The sequence below is a fragment of the Salmonella sp. SJTUF14076 genome (genome assembly GCF_015534835.1).
GTDB classification, from domain to species: domain Bacteria; phylum Pseudomonadota; class Gammaproteobacteria; order Enterobacterales; family Enterobacteriaceae; genus Salmonella; species Salmonella enterica.
Genome location: NZ_CP064675.1, coordinates 93,748 through 109,742 on the forward strand (window position 1 = coordinate 93,748; position 15,995 = coordinate 109,742).

Below are 15,995 nucleotides of genomic sequence, written 5' to 3' on the forward strand. Positions count from 1 at the left end.
ACTGCTTACCCAATACGGCCTTGTATTTGAAAGATGCCGCATCTTGGCAGGATTCGTATTACAGCCTATAGTCTGTTAATGAGCATTACAGCCTATATGCTGTAAATCCCTGCGTTATGCTTGTTAACTCGTCGATACGGAAGGTCACTTATGAACACTCAATACGCTTTGAAGACTTTGAATCAGTTACGTCCTGTTTTAATCGGCTTTCGCAAAGCCAATGGACTGACGCAAAAAGATGTTTCTGAACGTTTGGGTATAACACAGCAAACTTATGCCCGACTAGAGGCCAACCCTGCAAGTGCGGGTTTTGAGCGTTTGTTTAGGGTGTTCAGCGTCCTTGGAGTGGAGATCGTACTTTCATCCAGGGAACCATTGTCAGATGCAAAGCCCGAATACGGAGCTATGCACAATTATTCTTCACTTCCAGCCAGGCGGGAGAAATGGTGACGCCTGGCGCTTCCCGGTCTAATTTTTCTTCAACAAGATTAACCCCTTAGCGGCCTGAAGTATCAGGTTGCGATAGAGCCTTTCATTTCTTCTGTTATGTTAAATACACCATTTTGAGCTATTTCGCTCGGCCTTAAATTATCTCTTCATTCTTCAGTGAAAATTTTATGTCGATCACATTATCGATGAATTTAGGAAATAATCCGTAAATGAAAATCTATCTTCTTTTAAATTCATCAGTGTCAGTAGCAAATATTACGCATAAAAGAATGGTTATTATTATCATTTAAATTATAAAGCTCATGAGTCAATTCCAAAAAATATAATAAGCATTGAAATCATTACCCGTGATTCTGGAGTTTTAACTTTGCCATGTAACCAACCACAAGTTAGTTTCCGGTGTTTTGAGGGGCAGTAAAGTTCTGAAAGCGCGACCAGATCATAATCCCGAAATGTCGTTAAGATATTCTGAATAACGGTTATCCCTGCTTGTTGGCAGGCATTTGAAAATATATTTTGTATTCAGGTTGCAGCAAAACGCTTTCTTACACACAGGACTTCATATGCGGCTCAGAAAATTAAAACTGAAAAACTTCAGAGGCTACAGAAACTCTACTGAAATCATTATTGATGAAAGCATGACGGGTATTGTCGGTCGTAATGACTTTGGGAAATCAACGCTTCTGGAAGCGCTGGCTATTTTTTTTGAAACAGAAGGAATGAAGGCTGACAAGAATGACATGAACTGTTTCAGCCTAAGAGAAGGGGACGGCCGTTTTGAAATAGCCTGTGAATTTGATGACCTGCCCGATTTTATCATGATCGACGACAGGGTGCAGACCACGCTCGCCTCAGAACATCTGCTGAATGAGGACGGCAATTTTGAAATCGTCAAAACGTTTAAAGCAACGACCTCAGGAAAACCGGAGCAGACCTGCATCCGCTGCATCCACCCGGATGAGGAGCCCCTGAGAAATTTACTGGGCATGAAAATTTCTGAGCTCAAGGCGGTGGGAAAAGAAGTTGAAAAAAATGTGGCGGATAAACGCACTGCATCGTTATGGCGTCAGGCCATCAGGGAAGCCGCAGCCCCCTATACCTGTTCGGAAATTATGCTGGATGTCGATAAAGAGTTCGGAACCGACACAAAATCATTATGGGGTAAGATCCTCGATTTGCTGCCCACGTATGCGATTTTCAAAGCCGACAGGGAAAGCAGCGACGGGGATTCCGAAGCTAAAAACCCCTTACAGCAGGCCGTAAAAGACGCTCAGGCTGCGCTGCAGGACAAAATTACAGCGCTGGAAAATGAGATTCAGGACAGCGTCCTGGATGTCGCACAGAGAACGCTGGATAAATTACGTGAAATGGCCCCCGAACTCGCCAGTGAACTGACTCCACGATTTAAGGAGAAACCCAAGTGGACCTTCAATTTCACCCTGGACGGGGAAAATGGCATCCCCATCAATAAGCGCGGCAGCGGGATAAGGAGGCTTATCCTGTTGAATTTTTTTCGGGCTGAGGCTGAAAAGAATGTCGCGGGGACGCCCAGAAATGTGATTTATGCCATAGAGGAGCCTGAAACGTCACAGCATCCGAACTATCAGATGATGCTGATGAAAGCGTTACTGGCACTGGCAGGCCAGCCGCACCGTCAGATTATCGTCACCACCCATGTCCCGGCGCTGGCCGGATTAATCCCTGTCGAAGGCGTACGTTATGTTACCCGAAATGAGGCGGGTGAACCCGTAGTAAAAATGCCGGATGACGCAGTGCTGAAGGAAGCCACTGAAAGCCTGGGGGTGCTGCCAGAGACCGGTATGGAAAGGGCGCAGGGGATTGTTCTGGTAGAGGGAAAGTCGGATGTTACTTTCCTGAGGCATGCGGCCAGTTCATTAAAACAGTCAGGTGCGCTGCCAGCCTCTCTGGAGGACGTGAAAATAGTGCCAGTCCTCATAGGAGGGTGTGGTAGCGTCAAACACTGGGTTACATTGAATCTGGCCAAAGATCTGGGGCTTCCCTGGTGCGTATTTCTGGACTCCGATATTGGGGGAGACCCTGCACAGGTTCTGTCCATCCAGAAGCGTAAAAAAGAAGTAGAGGAGGCCGGTAAGGTATTTTTCGCTACGCGCAAACGTGAGATAGAAAACTATCTGTGCCCGGATCTTATCGAGGAAATTACTGGTGTAGCCGTCACGTTTACGGACACCTGTGACGCTAAAAAAATAATCGGCCGGGCTGTGGGAATGAAACCCGATAATGTACTAGATAAATTCTGGCCTCAGATGACATCAGAAAGAATCATCTCAAGATCAACCTATCATGACGGAACGCAGGAGAGAAGCGAGCTGGTTGAGATCCTGAGCGACATTGTATCCATGACGAGATAATGTATTAAATAAGCATCTCAGGTGCATATATTCCGGTCCTCAACAAAGGACCGGAGTACAGAGTAGTAAAAACCCGAAATTAATCGGGTTTGAATTATATAAAGATTAACCGACTCCCGCGCCCAGGAACGATGTAAAATCACGCTTGTCGTGACATTTCTACAATGTTTACTTTTGACTATCAAGCCATTTATTCATCTGCTCAATTTCACCTTTTTGAGCTTTAATGATGTCCTGCGCGAGCTTTCTCATTTTCGGATCTTTTCCGTATTTGAGCTCGGTCTCAGCCATTGCTATTGCCCCTTCATGGTGCGCTACCATGCCTTTCGCAAAAGCCTTGTCGGGATCGGACTCATTTACGGCAGCCATCATTTTGTCATGCATGTCTTTCATGCCAGCCATATATTCCTGTGACGAAGCCGAGGTAGACATATCAGTCATTTTCATTTCTGAATGTTCTGCTGAAATCGCTGGCAGGGATAACATTAATACTGCAAATAAAGTGTTTCTGGCTTTCATAAAAAATATCCTTTTAGCGTTGATGCCCGTTAACTGTAGCAGAATCTGATAAAAATGCCCCCTGTAGGGGGCAAAGATGTTGCCATATATCCGGTTACGGAAAAATCTATCAAGGAAATAAGGACAGCACAGATACTTCCCTCGCCGTCAGCCTGCACTGAGCATGCGACGATGCGCTTCGGCCATGGCCTGATGTGGGCCAGACTGACCGTTATTCATAAATTCATGGGCAACTGCAGCTCTTTCATGCTCATTCATTGCCGCTAATGACTTCGACGGCCCGGTAGGGGAAACGGTCTGACTTCCCATCATCCTCTGATGACTTTCCACCATTTTCTGGTGCGCATCCGCCGACCCGTTCGTCATGGTTTCATGAGCAATAATGGCCTGTTCATGCTGGTCCATACCGGCCATACGAGGTGCAGTCCCCTGGATCCCGACAGGAGCCGCAGCAGACTGCATCTGGTGAGCAGGTGCCTGTGCATTGTTGACCCGCTCATGGATATTCACGGTTTCAGTGGCCCAGGCCGAAGAAATTAAGCCAAAGCCCAGCAAGGATGCTAATACGATATTTTTCATGATAACTCTCCATTTCTTAATTAGTGATGTCCGGGGGAGTACAACCGGTGTTTTCAGTTCCATAACTGAAACAGGTTCGGAAGTGTTTATTTCTCCGGGAGGGGACTGGATATTCATTTCCTGGCGTCCACTGACGCCGGATATTGATAAAGCAATCCAGCCTTCCTGATAAGTTGCACTAATTATATCGAATGGCTTCTGTTTGCTGCATGACAGGCTAATGACATCTTTGTCATTTAAATCTTTATTCCCAGCACTGGGTGTCCGGAATCATTTTCTCCAGTCTGGGCACGGATAAGATAAAACGCGTTGAGTGTACGTCCGATTCCACCTGCACTCTTCCGTGATGTGCTTCCACGATTGACTTCACAATCGCAAGGCCGATGCCGCTGCCTTCTCCTTTTCGTTGTCTGGACGGATCCACCCGATAAAAACGGTCAAACAACCTTGATAAATGCTCTTCAGGGATTGGTTTCCCCGGATTTTCAATCACAAGGTCAAAAAAGCTCTCCTGCTCTCTTATTGAGACGGTGATTGCCTGTCCCTCCGGGGTATAACGCAGGGCATTGGATAACAGATTATTGATCGCCCTTCTGAACATTTGTGGATCTCCCTCAACCAGGCAGGGCATCCCGTTAAATTTGAGCGTGATATTGCGTTCTTCGGCCCAGGCTTCGAAAAACTCGAAGACTTTCATGACTTCCGCTCTGAGGTCAAACATGACCCTGTCAGGTATCAGCTGATTATTATCTGCCTGTGCCAGGAACAGCATATCGCTGACCATTTTGGTCATCCGGTTATACTCTTCAAGACTGGAATAGAGGACATCCTCAAGTTCCCTCTGTGTTCGATCCTGACTCAGTGCGATTTCAGTCTGCGTCACCAGATTGGTGATGGGCGTTCTGATCTCATGCGCGATATCGGCAGAGAAATTGGCCTGGCGGGTAAAGACATCCTCAATCTTTCCAATCATATGATTGAACGAGATAACCAGTTGCTCCAGCTCAATGGGAACGCGTGTCGGTTCCAGTCGCGCATCAAGATTCTCGGAGGTGATGTTTTTAATGGCATTGCTGACATTACGAAGGGGCAGGTGCCCCTGACGGACAGCGATTCGAATGATCAGAACAATCAACAGGCTTATCACGACGGCAATCGCAATCAGGTTCTTTTTCAGCGCATCGAGGTAATGGAGATGGAAATTAATGGATAGGCCAGTCAGCATGACATAGTTCTGCTGTTTGCCCTGAAATATCGCCTGACCAGAGGAGGCGATAATCCTGTATGTTTCCATCTTCATTTCGGACCCGGTATCCATCGGTCCCGCAGGATCCTCCACCGTCCAGAGAAAGACATCCCGTGCGCGGCTGTGCTCGCTAAAATCTGCTGAATTCACTGCCGGGCGTAGTGCCGCCCCCTGAGCTGAGCTAAAGAGCACTTCCCCCCTGGGATTGAGGAGCAAAAGGGCAACGTTGCGGTAGCTGGCAATTGATTCCTTTATTTTGCTTATTTTTTTATCATCCGGATCCACCGGGGACTGCAGTATACGGTTCAGTGTGGTGCTGATTTGTTGAAGATCGCTGACATCCTGCTCGGCAAAATGATTTTCAACAGAATGCAGCATAAACCAGGTGAATGCGATAAAAGCCAGTATCGTGGACAGGCTGATAAAAAAGGTCAGCCGCAGAGCGAGTGAGAAAGGGCGTCTGGAAGGTTTGCTATGCATCCGGGACCTCCAGCATGTAGCCCACGCCCCGGACTGTCTGGATCAGCTTTGTCTCGTAATCGTTGTCTATTTTAGCGCGGAGTCGCTTTACTGCGACATCGATCGCATTAGTGTCGCTGTCAAAATTCATGTCCCAGACCTGAGAGGCAATCAGGGAGCGGGGAAGAACCTCTCCCTGATGGCGAATGAAGAATTCCAGCAGGCTGAACTCTTTACTGGTGAGCACAATGCGGTTTCCGGCGCGACTGACTTTTCTGGATACGAGATCAATCGAGAGGTCAGCCACCTTAAACTGGCTTTCCGTGATCATCGTGTTTCCCCGCCTCAGAAGGGTTCTCACCCGGGCGAGCAGTTCGGCAAACGCAAAGGGTTTAACCAGATAATCGTCCGCACCCAGTTCCAGTCCTTTGACCCTATGTTCGATCGTGCCGAGGGCTGTCAGCAGTAAGACCGGCATACCCTTTCCGGCAGTGCGCAGCATGCGGATGATATCCCAGCCGTTCACATCAGGTAGCATGATATCCAGAATGACTAAATCATACTCGGCTGTCATGGCGAGATGATATCCGGTAAGACCATTATCAGCGTGATCCACTACGAACCCTGCCTCTGTAAGCCCTTTGCTGAGATATTCACCTGTTTTAATTTCGTCTTCGACGATCAATATTTTCATCTTGCTCCCCGGCTGGCTGCTAATGTCATTCTATTGCGCCCACGATCGTTATCAACGGATTACAGCAAAAATGACAACATTGTCATTATCCTGTCACCCGGCAAACAGAGAGCGTTAGGTAAAGTACCCCTATCAATACTCTGGACTTCATTTGAACCATTTACCAGGTCTGCCTGGACGAGAAGCGTTATGTTCAAATTAAAATTACTCAGCATTAGCACGATATTCATCCTGGCAGGCTGCGTGTCGCTTGCGCCTGAATATCAGCGGCCCGCAGCACCGGTACCCCAGCAGTTTTCACTGTCCCATAACAGCCTGACGCCAGCGGTAAATGGCTATCAGGATACGGGCTGGCGTAACTTTTTTGTCGATCCCCAGGTTACCCGGTTGATCGGTGAAGCTCTGACTAATAACCGTGATTTGAGAATGGCTGCCCTGAAGGTTGAAGAGGCCCGAGCCCAGTTCAACGTCACGGATGCAGATCGTTATCCCCAGCTGAATGCCTCATCCGGGATAACATACAGCGGTGGTCTGAAAGGTGACAAGCCGACCACACAGGAGTACGACGCGAGACTGGAGCTCAGCTATGAGCTCGATTTTTTCGGCAAACTTAAGAACATGAGTGATGCTGATCGCCAGAACTACTTTGCCAGCGAAGAAGCCCGTCGGGCCGTACACATCCTGCTGGTATCCAACGTTTCACAAAGCTATTTCAGCCAGCAACTGGCGTACGAACAACTTCGTATTGCGCGGGAAACGCTGAAAAATTATCAACAGTCCTATGCTTTCGTTGAGCAGCAGCTCGTGACCGGGAGTACGAACGTTCTGGCACTTGAACAGGCGCGAGGACAAATCGAAAGTACCCGCGCCGAAATAGCCAAACGAGAAGGCGATCTGGCTCAGGCAAACAATGCCCTGCAACTGGTGCTGGGAACGTACCGCGCACTTCCGTCAGAAAAAGGGATGAAAGGCGGGGAGATAGCCCCAGTAAAATTGCCACCAAATCTGTCTTCACAAATTTTGCTGCAGCGACCGGATATTATGGAAGCGGAATATCAGCTGAAAGCGGCTGATGCCAATATTGGCGCAGCGCGAGCGGCCTTTTTCCCCTCAATTACCCTGACCAGTGGTCTTTCCACAAGCAGTACGGAGCTGTCCAGCCTGTTTACGTCAGGAAGTGGAATGTGGAATTTTATCCCTAAAATTGAAATTCCTATATTTAATGCTGGCAGGAATAAAGCCAATCTGAAGCTGGCTGAAATTCGCCAGCAACAGTCGGTGGTTAATTACGAACAAAAAATTCAGTCAGCCTTTAAGGATGTTTCCGACACGCTTGCGCTGCGCGACAGCCTTAGCCAGCAACTTGAGTCACAGCAGCGTTATCTTGATTCACTTCAGATAACTCTCCAGCGTGCCAGAGGATTGTATGCAAGTGGTGCTGTCAGTTACATCGAAGTGCTGGATGCAGAACGTTCCCTCTTCGCTACCCAGCAAACCATTCTCGATCTTACCTATTCCCGGCAGGTTAACGAAATTAATCTGTTTACCGCGCTGGGTGGCGGTTGGGTAGAGTAAATTTATTTAATTAATCAGGAAATTAAAATGCGTAATTCACTTAAAGCCGTTTTATTTGGTGCCTTCTCTGTCATGTTTTCTGCCGGTCTTCATGCTGAAACACATCAGCATGGCGATATGAATACTGCCAGTGATGCTTCGGTACAGCAAGTTATCAAGGGCACCGGTGTCGTTAAAGACATTGATATGAATACTAAGAAAATCACCATTTCGCATGAAGCAATTCCAGCGGTGGGCTGGCCTGCAATGACCATGCGCTTTACTTTTGTTAATGCAGACGATGCTATTAATGCCCTGAAAACAGGCAACCATGTCGATTTCTCGTTTATTCAGCAGGGCAATATCTCCTTACTCAAAAGCATTAACGTGACGCAGTCCTGATTGGCTGTCCGGAGCGATTACATCCTGTGCGCCTGTACATTCACATAGGTATATGTGTGAGTTAACCGTCAGGCGCATATGCCAGGTGTTTTGATTTTTTAGCGGAAAATTGTATGGCTTCTTTAAAGATAAAATATGCTGCAATAATTATCAGCAGCCTCATAGCAGGGGGGCTGATATCGGTTACTGCCTGGCAGTATGTAAACTCATCACAAAAAACAGTACAAACCGAACAAAAGGCACCGGAGCGAAAGGTACTTTTCTGGTATGACCCGATGAAACCGGATACCAAATTTGATAAACCCGGAAAATCGCCCTTTATGGATATGGACCTGGTGCCAAAATATGCTGATGACAGTGGCGATAAAAGCAGTGGCGGGATCCGTATCGACCCAACCCAGGTTCAGAATCTGGGATTAAAAACGCAAAAAGTCACGCGAGGAATGCTGAATTATTCTCAGACAATCCCGGCTAATGTCAGCTATAACGAGTATCAGTTTGTTATTGTGCAGGCGCGTTCTGACGGGTTTGTCGAAAAAGTCTACCCCATGACGATTGGCGATCATGTGAAGAAGGGGACGCCACTTATCGATATTACCATTCCGGACTGGGTGGAAGCACAGAGTGAATTCCTTCTGTTATCCAGCACCGGTGGTACTTCCACGCAAATTAAAGGCGTTCTGGAACGGCTTCGCCTGGCAGGTATGCCGGAAGAGGATATTCAGAGACTGCGTTCTACCCGGAGCATTCAGACCCGTTTTACCATTAAAGCACCTATTGATGGTGTCATTACTGCATTTGACCTGCGCACCGGCATGAATATTTCGAAAGATAAGGTGGTGGCTCAGATTCAGGGAATGGACCCGGTCTGGATCAGCGCTGCAGTGCCAGAATCTATCGCCTATCTGCTGAAAGATACGTCGCAGTTTGAAATTTCGGTACCGGCTTATCCGGATAAAACATTCCATGTCGAAAAATGGAATATTCTTCCCAGCGTGGATCAGACAACCCGTACGCTTCAGGTCCGTCTCCAGGTTTCTAATAAGGATGAGTTTCTCAAGCCGGGCATGAATGCCTATCTGAAACTGAATACCAGAAGCCAGGAGATGCTGCTGATACCAAGCCAGGCCGTTATCGATACCGGCAAAGAACAGCGCGTGATTACTGTTGATGATGAAGGCAAGTTTGTGCCGAAACAGATCCACGTTCTGCATGAGTCACAGCAACAGTCCGGCATCGGCTCCGGCCTGAATGAAGGCGATACCGTGGTGGTCAGTGGCCTGTTCCTCATTGACTCTGAAGCCAATATTACGGGCGCACTGGAACGTATGCGCCACCCTGAAAAAACAGAAAGCAGTATGCCAGCAATGTCTGACCAGCCTGTAAATATGCATTCAGGGCACTGAGGAGACGACGATGATTGAATGGATTATCCGGCGCTCTGTCGCCAACCGTTTCCTGGTCATGATGGGGGCCCTGTTTCTCAGCATCTGGGGCACATGGACGATTATTAACACGCCTGTCGATGCCTTGCCTGACCTGTCAGATGTGCAGGTCATTATCAAAACCAGCTATCCCGGCCAGGCCCCGCAGATTGTAGAAAACCAGGTCACCTATCCACTTACCACCACCATGCTGTCCGTGCCTGGCGCAAAAACCGTGCGTGGTTTTTCACAGTTCGGTGATTCGTATGTGTATGTCATTTTTGAAGACGGCACCGATCTGTACTGGGCCCGTTCCCGCGTGCTGGAGTACCTGAACCAGGTACAGGGAAAACTGCCCGCCGGTGTGAGTTCTGAAATCGGTCCGGACGCCACGGGGGTGGGCTGGATATTTGAATATGCCCTTGTCGATCGCAGCGGAAAACACGACCTTTCAGAACTGCGTTCTCTGCAGGACTGGTTCCTGAAATTTGAGCTGAAAACCATCCCGAACGTGGCTGAGGTCGCTTCGGTTGGCGGCGTGGTGAAACAGTACCAGATTCAGGTCAATCCGGTAAAATTGTCTCAGTATGGTATCAGCCTGCCCGAAGTGAAACAGGCCCTTGAATCGTCTAACCAGGAGGCCGGTGGCTCATCCGTTGAAATGGCCGAAGCTGAGTATATGGTCCGTGCCAGCGGTTATCTTCAGAGCATTGATGATTTTAATAACATCGTCCTGAAAACAGGCGAGAACGGCGTGCCGGTTTATCTGCGGGATGTTGCCCGCGTGCAGACCGGGCCTGAAATGCGGCGTGGTATTGCCGAGCTGAACGGCCAGGGCGAAGTCGCTGGCGGCGTGGTGATCCTGCGGTCGGGTAAAAATGCACGCGACGTTATCACGGCAGTGAGGGATAAACTTGAGACGCTGAAGGCCAGCCTGCCGGAAGGCGTTGAAATCGTGACCACCTACGATCGCAGCCAGCTCATCGACCGGGCGATTGATAACCTCAGTTCCAAACTTCTGGAAGAGTTTATCGTGGTGGCCATCGTCTGTGCCCTGTTCCTGTGGCACGTACGTTCTGCCCTGGTGGCGATTATCTCTCTGCCGCTTGGTCTGTGTATCGCCTTTATCGTCATGCACTTCCAGGGACTGAACGCCAATATCATGTCGCTGGGAGGGATAGCGATTGCCGTCGGTGCGATGGTGGATGCCGCCATTGTGATGATTGAGAATGCGCATAAGCGGCTTGAGGAGTGGGATCATCAGCATCCGGGTGAGCAGATTGACAACGCCACCCGCTGGAAGGTGATTACCGATGCCTCCGTTGAAGTGGGACCCGCACTGTTTATCAGCCTGCTGATCATCACCCTGTCCTTTATTCCTATCTTTACCCTGGAAGGTCAGGAAGGACGTCTGTTTGGCCCGCTGGCATTCACGAAAACGTACTCCATGGCGGGCGCGGCCGCGCTGGCCATCATCGTCATTCCGATTCTGATGGGATTCTGGATCCGGGGGAAAATTCCTGCAGAGACCAGTAACCCCCTGAACCGGGTACTGATCAAAGCGTATCATCCATTGCTGTTGTGGGTTCTCCACTGGCCAAAAACAACCCTGCTGGTTGCGGCCTTGTCCATTTTCACCGTTATCTGGCCGCTGAGCCAGGTGGGCGGTGAGTTTCTGCCGAAGATTAACGAGGGCGACCTGTTGTATATGCCGTCGACCCTGCCGGGTGTCTCTCCGGCTGAAGCTGCAGCGCTCCTGCAGACGACGGACAAGTTAATCAAAAGCGTTCCTGAAGTGGCCTCTGTATTTGGCAAGACCGGTAAAGCAGAGACCGCCACGGATTCCGCACCGCTCGAAATGGTTGAAACCACGATCCAGCTCAAACCTGAGGATCAGTGGCGTCCAGGCATGACGATTGACAAGATTATTGAAGAACTCGACAGGACCGTCCGTTTACCGGGGCTGGCAAACCTCTGGGTGCCGCCAATCCGTAACCGTATTGATATGCTCTCAACCGGGATCAAAAGCCCGATAGGTATCAAGGTGTCCGGAACGGTTCTGTCCGATATCGATGCAACGGCGCAGAGTATCGAAGCGGTCGCCAAAACCGTACCCGGCGTAGTGTCTGCTCTCGCAGAGCGACTGGAAGGCGGGCGCTACATTGATGTGGATATCAACCGGGAAAAAGCCTCCCGCTACGGAATGACGGTGGGCGATGTGCAGCTGTTCATCTCATCAGCCATCGGCGGCGCGACGGTAGGGGAAACGGTTGAAGGCGTGGCCCGGTACCCGATTAATATCCGCTATCCGCAGGATTACCGGAACAGCCCGCAGGCCCTGAAACAGATGCCGATCCTGACCCCGATGAAGCAGCAGATCACGCTGGGCGATGTTGCGGATATTAAGGTCGTTTCCGGGCCGACTATGCTGAAAACGGAAAATGCCCGTCCAGCCAGCTGGATTTACATTGACGCGCGCGGCAGGGATATGGTGTCGGTGGTTAATGACATTAAAACGGCGATCAGTCAGAAAGTGAAACTGAGACCGGGTACCAGCGTGTCATTCTCCGGACAGTTTGAACTGCTTGAGCATGCCAACAAGAAACTGAAGCTGATGGTGCCGATGACGGTGATGATCATCTTCATCCTGTTGTATCTGGCATTCCGCCGGGTTGATGAAGCCCTGCTGATCCTGATGAGCCTGCCGTTCGCCCTGGTTGGCGGGATATGGTTCCTGTACTGGCAGGGCTTCCATATGTCTGTCGCAACCGGAACGGGGTTTATCGCTCTGGCCGGGGTGGCAGCAGAGTTTGGCGTGGTCATGCTGATGTATCTGCGTCATGCCATTGACGCGCACCCGGAATTGTCCCGTAAAGAGACGTTCACACCGGAAGGCCTTGATGAAGCCCTCTATCATGGTGCCGTACTGCGTGTCCGGCCGAAAGCCATGACCGTGGCGGTGATCATTGCGGGTCTGCTGCCAATACTCTGGGGAACCGGTGCAGGTTCAGAAGTCATGAGCCGTATCGCGGCACCCATGATTGGTGGGATGATCACGGCTCCGCTGCTGTCCCTGTTCATTATTCCTGCCGCCTACAAATTAATCTGGCTGCGCAGACATAAAAAAAGCGTGTCCTGAACCTGAAAGGGCACCCCCTGTGGGTGTCCTTCTTTACTGATTCACCCTGACGTCAGGGTTTATATCGATAATATACAGAGGTGAGTATGAAAAAAGTGGTTCTAATGGCGCTGGCTCTCGGCCTTTCACTACCCGCGATGGCGAGTGAAAAAGTCATTGATATGTACAAATCTGAAAACTGTGGCTGTTGTTCCCTGTGGGGCAAAGCGATGGAAAAAGACGGGTTCGAAGTACGAACTCACGTCATGAATGATCAGGCGCTGTCAGCCCAGAAAGAAAAGCATGCTATTCCTGCAGGACTACGAAGTTGTCATACCGCGGTTGCCGGTAATTTGATCATTGAAGGCCATGTGCCTGCGACAACGATACATAAGGCAATGCAGTCTGGTTCGGGTATATACGGTCTCGCCACCCCCGGTATGCCAGCAGGAAGTCCTGGAATGGAGATGGGAGCCCGAAAAGAGGCTTACGATGTTATCGCATTCTCACCGGATGGAAGTAAAAAAGTCTTCCAGCGAATCGAATAGTCAGCGGAACGGCTGATAACGGGACGCCGGTAGCAGGCACTCCTGTGCCGGCGATATTCGTGGTAATCGCATCCATGACATACCCTGAAGACAGAAAATGCTTCAGATATGCATAAGGAGAGTTACAGTGAAAAATAACAATGCAGTGCAACACAACAACCAGACTGCTTCTGAGCAGACATTATCCCCGGACGAGGGCCACGTATTGCATAAGGTGAGAGATCCCGTGTGCGGGATGGCCATCCTGCCCGACAGGGCGCACAGCAGCATTCGATACCAGGACCATCAACTTTATTTCTGCTCCGCCAGCTGTGAGAGTAAATTTAAAGCCCATCCCGATCGTTATCTTACCGAAGATGCCAGTGAACATTCCCATCACCATCACCACGATCATCACGAAGTCAGCCCTGATCAGATAAAACAGCCTCACCACCAGGCGGAAAAAGAGAATTCTGAAGGTGTGTGGACATGTCCGATGCACCCGGAGATACGCCGCAGTGGTCCCGGAAGCTGTCCTGTCTGTGGAATGGCACTGGAGCCGCTCGTAGCTACGGCATCCACGGGGCCGAGTGATGAACTTCACGACATGACAAGACGCTTCTGGCTGGGGTTGTTGCTGGCGTTTCCGGTTCTGGTACTCGAAATGGGATCTCATCTGTTTCCCGACTTGAGGAATACAGTACCGCCACAGTACAACACATGGCTGCAGTTGCTTCTGGCCTCCCCTGTCGTGTTGTGGTGTGGCTGGCCATTCTTCGCCCGGGCCGGAATGTCGTTACGTAACCGCTCCCTGAATATGTTTACCCTTGTTGCAATGGGGACCGGCGTAGCCTGGGTTTACAGCGTCATTGCAACCGTCTTCCCCTCCTGGTTTCCTGCATCGTTCAGAAACATGGATGGCCTGGTGGCCGTTTATTTTGAAGCCGCAGCAGTTATTACGGTGCTTGTTCTGCTGGGACAGGTTCTTGAGCTGCGGGCACGGGAACAAACCTCAGGCGCCATTACTGCGCTTCTGAACCTTGCCCCCAAAACCGCCAGACGGCTGGATCATGACGGTCATGAAACGGATATTAATGCGGAAGATGTCCTGCCTGGCGATAAGCTCCGCATCAGACCTGGAGAGAGTATTCCGGTCGACGGTATCGTGATCGAAGGCAAAACAACCGTTGATGAATCGATGGTGACCGGGGAGTCTATGCCGGTTACCAAAACGAAGGATGACCCTGTCATTGGGGGGACGATTAATCAGACAGGGAGTCTTATCATCCGTGCAGAGAAAGTCGGTGATGAAACGATGCTCTCACGAATTGTTCAGATGGTCGCTGATGCACAGCGTTCGCGTGCCCCCATCCAGAGAATGGCTGACAGCGTTTCAGGCTGGTTTGTTCCTCTGGTGATACTTATCGCGGTTGTTGCTTTCGTGATCTGGTCTGTCTGGGGGCCCGAGCCCAGGATGGCGCACGGTCTGATTGCGGCTGTGTCGGTCCTGATTATTGCCTGCCCCTGCGCACTGGGGCTGGCCACACCGATGTCGATAATGGTGGGGGTAGGCAAAGGAGCCCAGGCCGGGGTGTTAATCAGGAATGCCGAAGCCCTTGAGCGTCTTGAAAAAGTGGACACGCTGGTTGTCGACAAAACAGGCACGCTCACGGAAGGTTCGCCTACGGTGACAGGGATTATCAGTCTCAATCCGGGTGGGGAAGCATCTCTTTTACGTGTAGCGGCCGCAGTGGAAAAAGGCTCGCAGCATCCGCTGGGTATGGCTGTAGTCCGGGCAGCCCAGCACAGGGGGATCATGATACCCGCAGTCAGTGATTTCAATGCTCCGTCGGGGAAAGGTGTTTCAGGCGATGTTGAAGGTCAACGGGTTGTTATTGGTAATGAACTGGCTATGCAGGAAAACAGTATCGTTATTGATAATCAAAAGGCCGTTGCGGATAAGTTGCGGATGGAAGGCGCTACCGTTATCTATGTGGCCACAGATGGGTACCTTGCAGGCCTGATAGCTATCTCGGATCCCGTGAAAGCAACCACGCCGGATGCGCTTAAAGCTTTGCGTCAGGCGGGGATCCGCATTGTTATGCTCACCGGGGATAACCAGCTTACTGCTGAAGCAGTCGCACGGAAACTGGGAATAGATGAGGTTGAAGCCGGGATTCTGCCGGATGGCAAAAAAGCAGTGATAACCCGACTGAAAGCGTCTGGCCATGTGGTTGCGATGGCCGGAGACGGTGTGAATGATGCCCCGGCGCTGGCAGCGGCTGACGTGGGAATAGCCATGGGAACGGGTACAGATGTGGCAATTGAAAGTGCCGGAGTCACCCTTCTCAAAGGCGACTTGATGATACTGAACAGGGCCCGTCATCTGTCAGAGATCACCATGAAAAATATCCGTCAGAATCTGTTTTTTGCATTTATCTACAACGCACTTGGCGTGCCTGTGGCTGCAGGTCTGCTTTATCCTGTGTATGGAATACTGCTGTCGCCAGTTATTGCGGCGGCGGCCATGGCTCTTTCCTCCGTCAGCGTCATTGTGAATGCGTTGCGTCTGAAAAGTGTCAGGCTCGGGAAATAACACTGAGTGAAGGGTCAGTTACGAACAGAAGGAGTCC

At 50.2% G+C, this 15,995-nt stretch carries 12 protein-coding genes; 8 read left to right on the forward strand and 4 right to left on the reverse strand.

Annotated features, from left to right (window positions below; translation table 11 throughout):
* Positions 1-150 precede the first annotated feature (150 nt).
* Positions 151-450: a helix-turn-helix domain-containing protein gene (locus HU143_RS23140; RefSeq protein WP_001097216.1), complete on the forward strand. Its 300-nt coding sequence runs from the start codon at positions 151-153 to the stop codon at positions 448-450.
* Positions 451-1,013: 563 nt separating this feature from the next.
* Complete coding sequence (locus HU143_RS23145) at positions 1,014-2,840, forward strand: AAA family ATPase (RefSeq protein WP_001239419.1); 1,827 nt, start codon at positions 1,014-1,016, stop codon at positions 2,838-2,840.
* Positions 2,841-3,008: 168 nt separating this feature from the next.
* On the opposite strand, the gene HU143_RS23150 is transcribed toward HU143_RS23145, so the two are convergent.
* From HU143_RS23150 to silR, 4 genes are all read right to left on the reverse strand, one after another.
* Complete coding sequence (locus HU143_RS23150; protein ID WP_000647571.1) at positions 3,009-3,359, reverse strand: DUF305 domain-containing protein; 351 nt, start codon at positions 3,357-3,359, stop codon at positions 3,009-3,011.
* A gap of 147 nt (positions 3,360-3,506) precedes the next feature.
* Entirely contained in the window at positions 3,507-3,938 is a 432-nt protein-coding gene (silE, locus tag HU143_RS23155; protein ID WP_000790485.1) for a silver-binding protein SilE, read from the reverse strand.
* 244 nt (positions 3,939-4,182) lie between these two features.
* Positions 4,183-5,664 (reverse strand): copper/silver sensor histidine kinase SilS, encoded by a 1,482-nt coding sequence (gene silS, locus HU143_RS23160; RefSeq protein WP_000555736.1) that lies wholly within the window; start codon positions 5,662-5,664, stop codon positions 4,183-4,185.
* The gene (silR, locus tag HU143_RS23165; RefSeq protein WP_000697968.1) at positions 5,657-6,337 is read right to left on the reverse strand and encodes a copper/silver response regulator transcription factor SilR; all 681 of its coding nucleotides are present in this window, start codon (positions 6,335-6,337) and stop codon (positions 5,657-5,659) included. The genes silS and silR overlap by 8 nt, the downstream gene beginning before the upstream one ends.
* 189 nt (positions 6,338-6,526) lie before the next feature.
* Between silR and silC the strand changes: the two genes are divergently transcribed.
* The 6 genes from silC to silP all read left to right on the forward strand — a co-directional run bounded on the left by silC (position 6,527) and on the right by silP (position 15,958).
* Entirely contained in the window at positions 6,527-7,912 is a 1,386-nt protein-coding gene (gene silC / locus HU143_RS23170) for a Cu(+)/Ag(+) efflux RND transporter outer membrane channel SilC (protein WP_000475507.1), read from the forward strand.
* 27 nt (positions 7,913-7,939) lie between these two features.
* Positions 7,940-8,293 (forward strand): cation efflux system protein CusF, encoded by a 354-nt coding sequence (cusF, locus tag HU143_RS23175; protein WP_001246155.1) that lies wholly within the window; start codon positions 7,940-7,942, stop codon positions 8,291-8,293.
* A gap of 113 nt (positions 8,294-8,406) precedes the next feature.
* The gene (gene silB / locus HU143_RS23180; RefSeq protein WP_001381488.1) at positions 8,407-9,699 is read left to right on the forward strand and encodes a Cu(+)/Ag(+) efflux RND transporter periplasmic adaptor subunit SilB; all 1,293 of its coding nucleotides are present in this window, start codon (positions 8,407-8,409) and stop codon (positions 9,697-9,699) included.
* 10 nt (positions 9,700-9,709) lie between these two features.
* The gene (gene silA / locus HU143_RS23185) at positions 9,710-12,856 is read left to right on the forward strand and encodes a Cu(+)/Ag(+) efflux RND transporter permease subunit SilA (protein ID WP_020219104.1); all 3,147 of its coding nucleotides are present in this window, start codon (positions 9,710-9,712) and stop codon (positions 12,854-12,856) included.
* A gap of 86 nt (positions 12,857-12,942) precedes the next feature.
* Positions 12,943-13,383, forward strand: a complete 441-nt coding sequence (locus HU143_RS23190) for a DUF411 domain-containing protein (RefSeq protein ID WP_000758229.1) — start codon at positions 12,943-12,945, stop codon at positions 13,381-13,383.
* Between the two features lie 97 nt (positions 13,384-13,480).
* The gene (gene silP, locus HU143_RS23195) at positions 13,481-15,958 is read left to right on the forward strand and encodes an Ag(+)-translocating P-type ATPase SilP (protein ID WP_001398208.1); all 2,478 of its coding nucleotides are present in this window, start codon (positions 13,481-13,483) and stop codon (positions 15,956-15,958) included.
* The last annotated feature ends 37 nt before the right edge of the window (positions 15,959-15,995 follow it).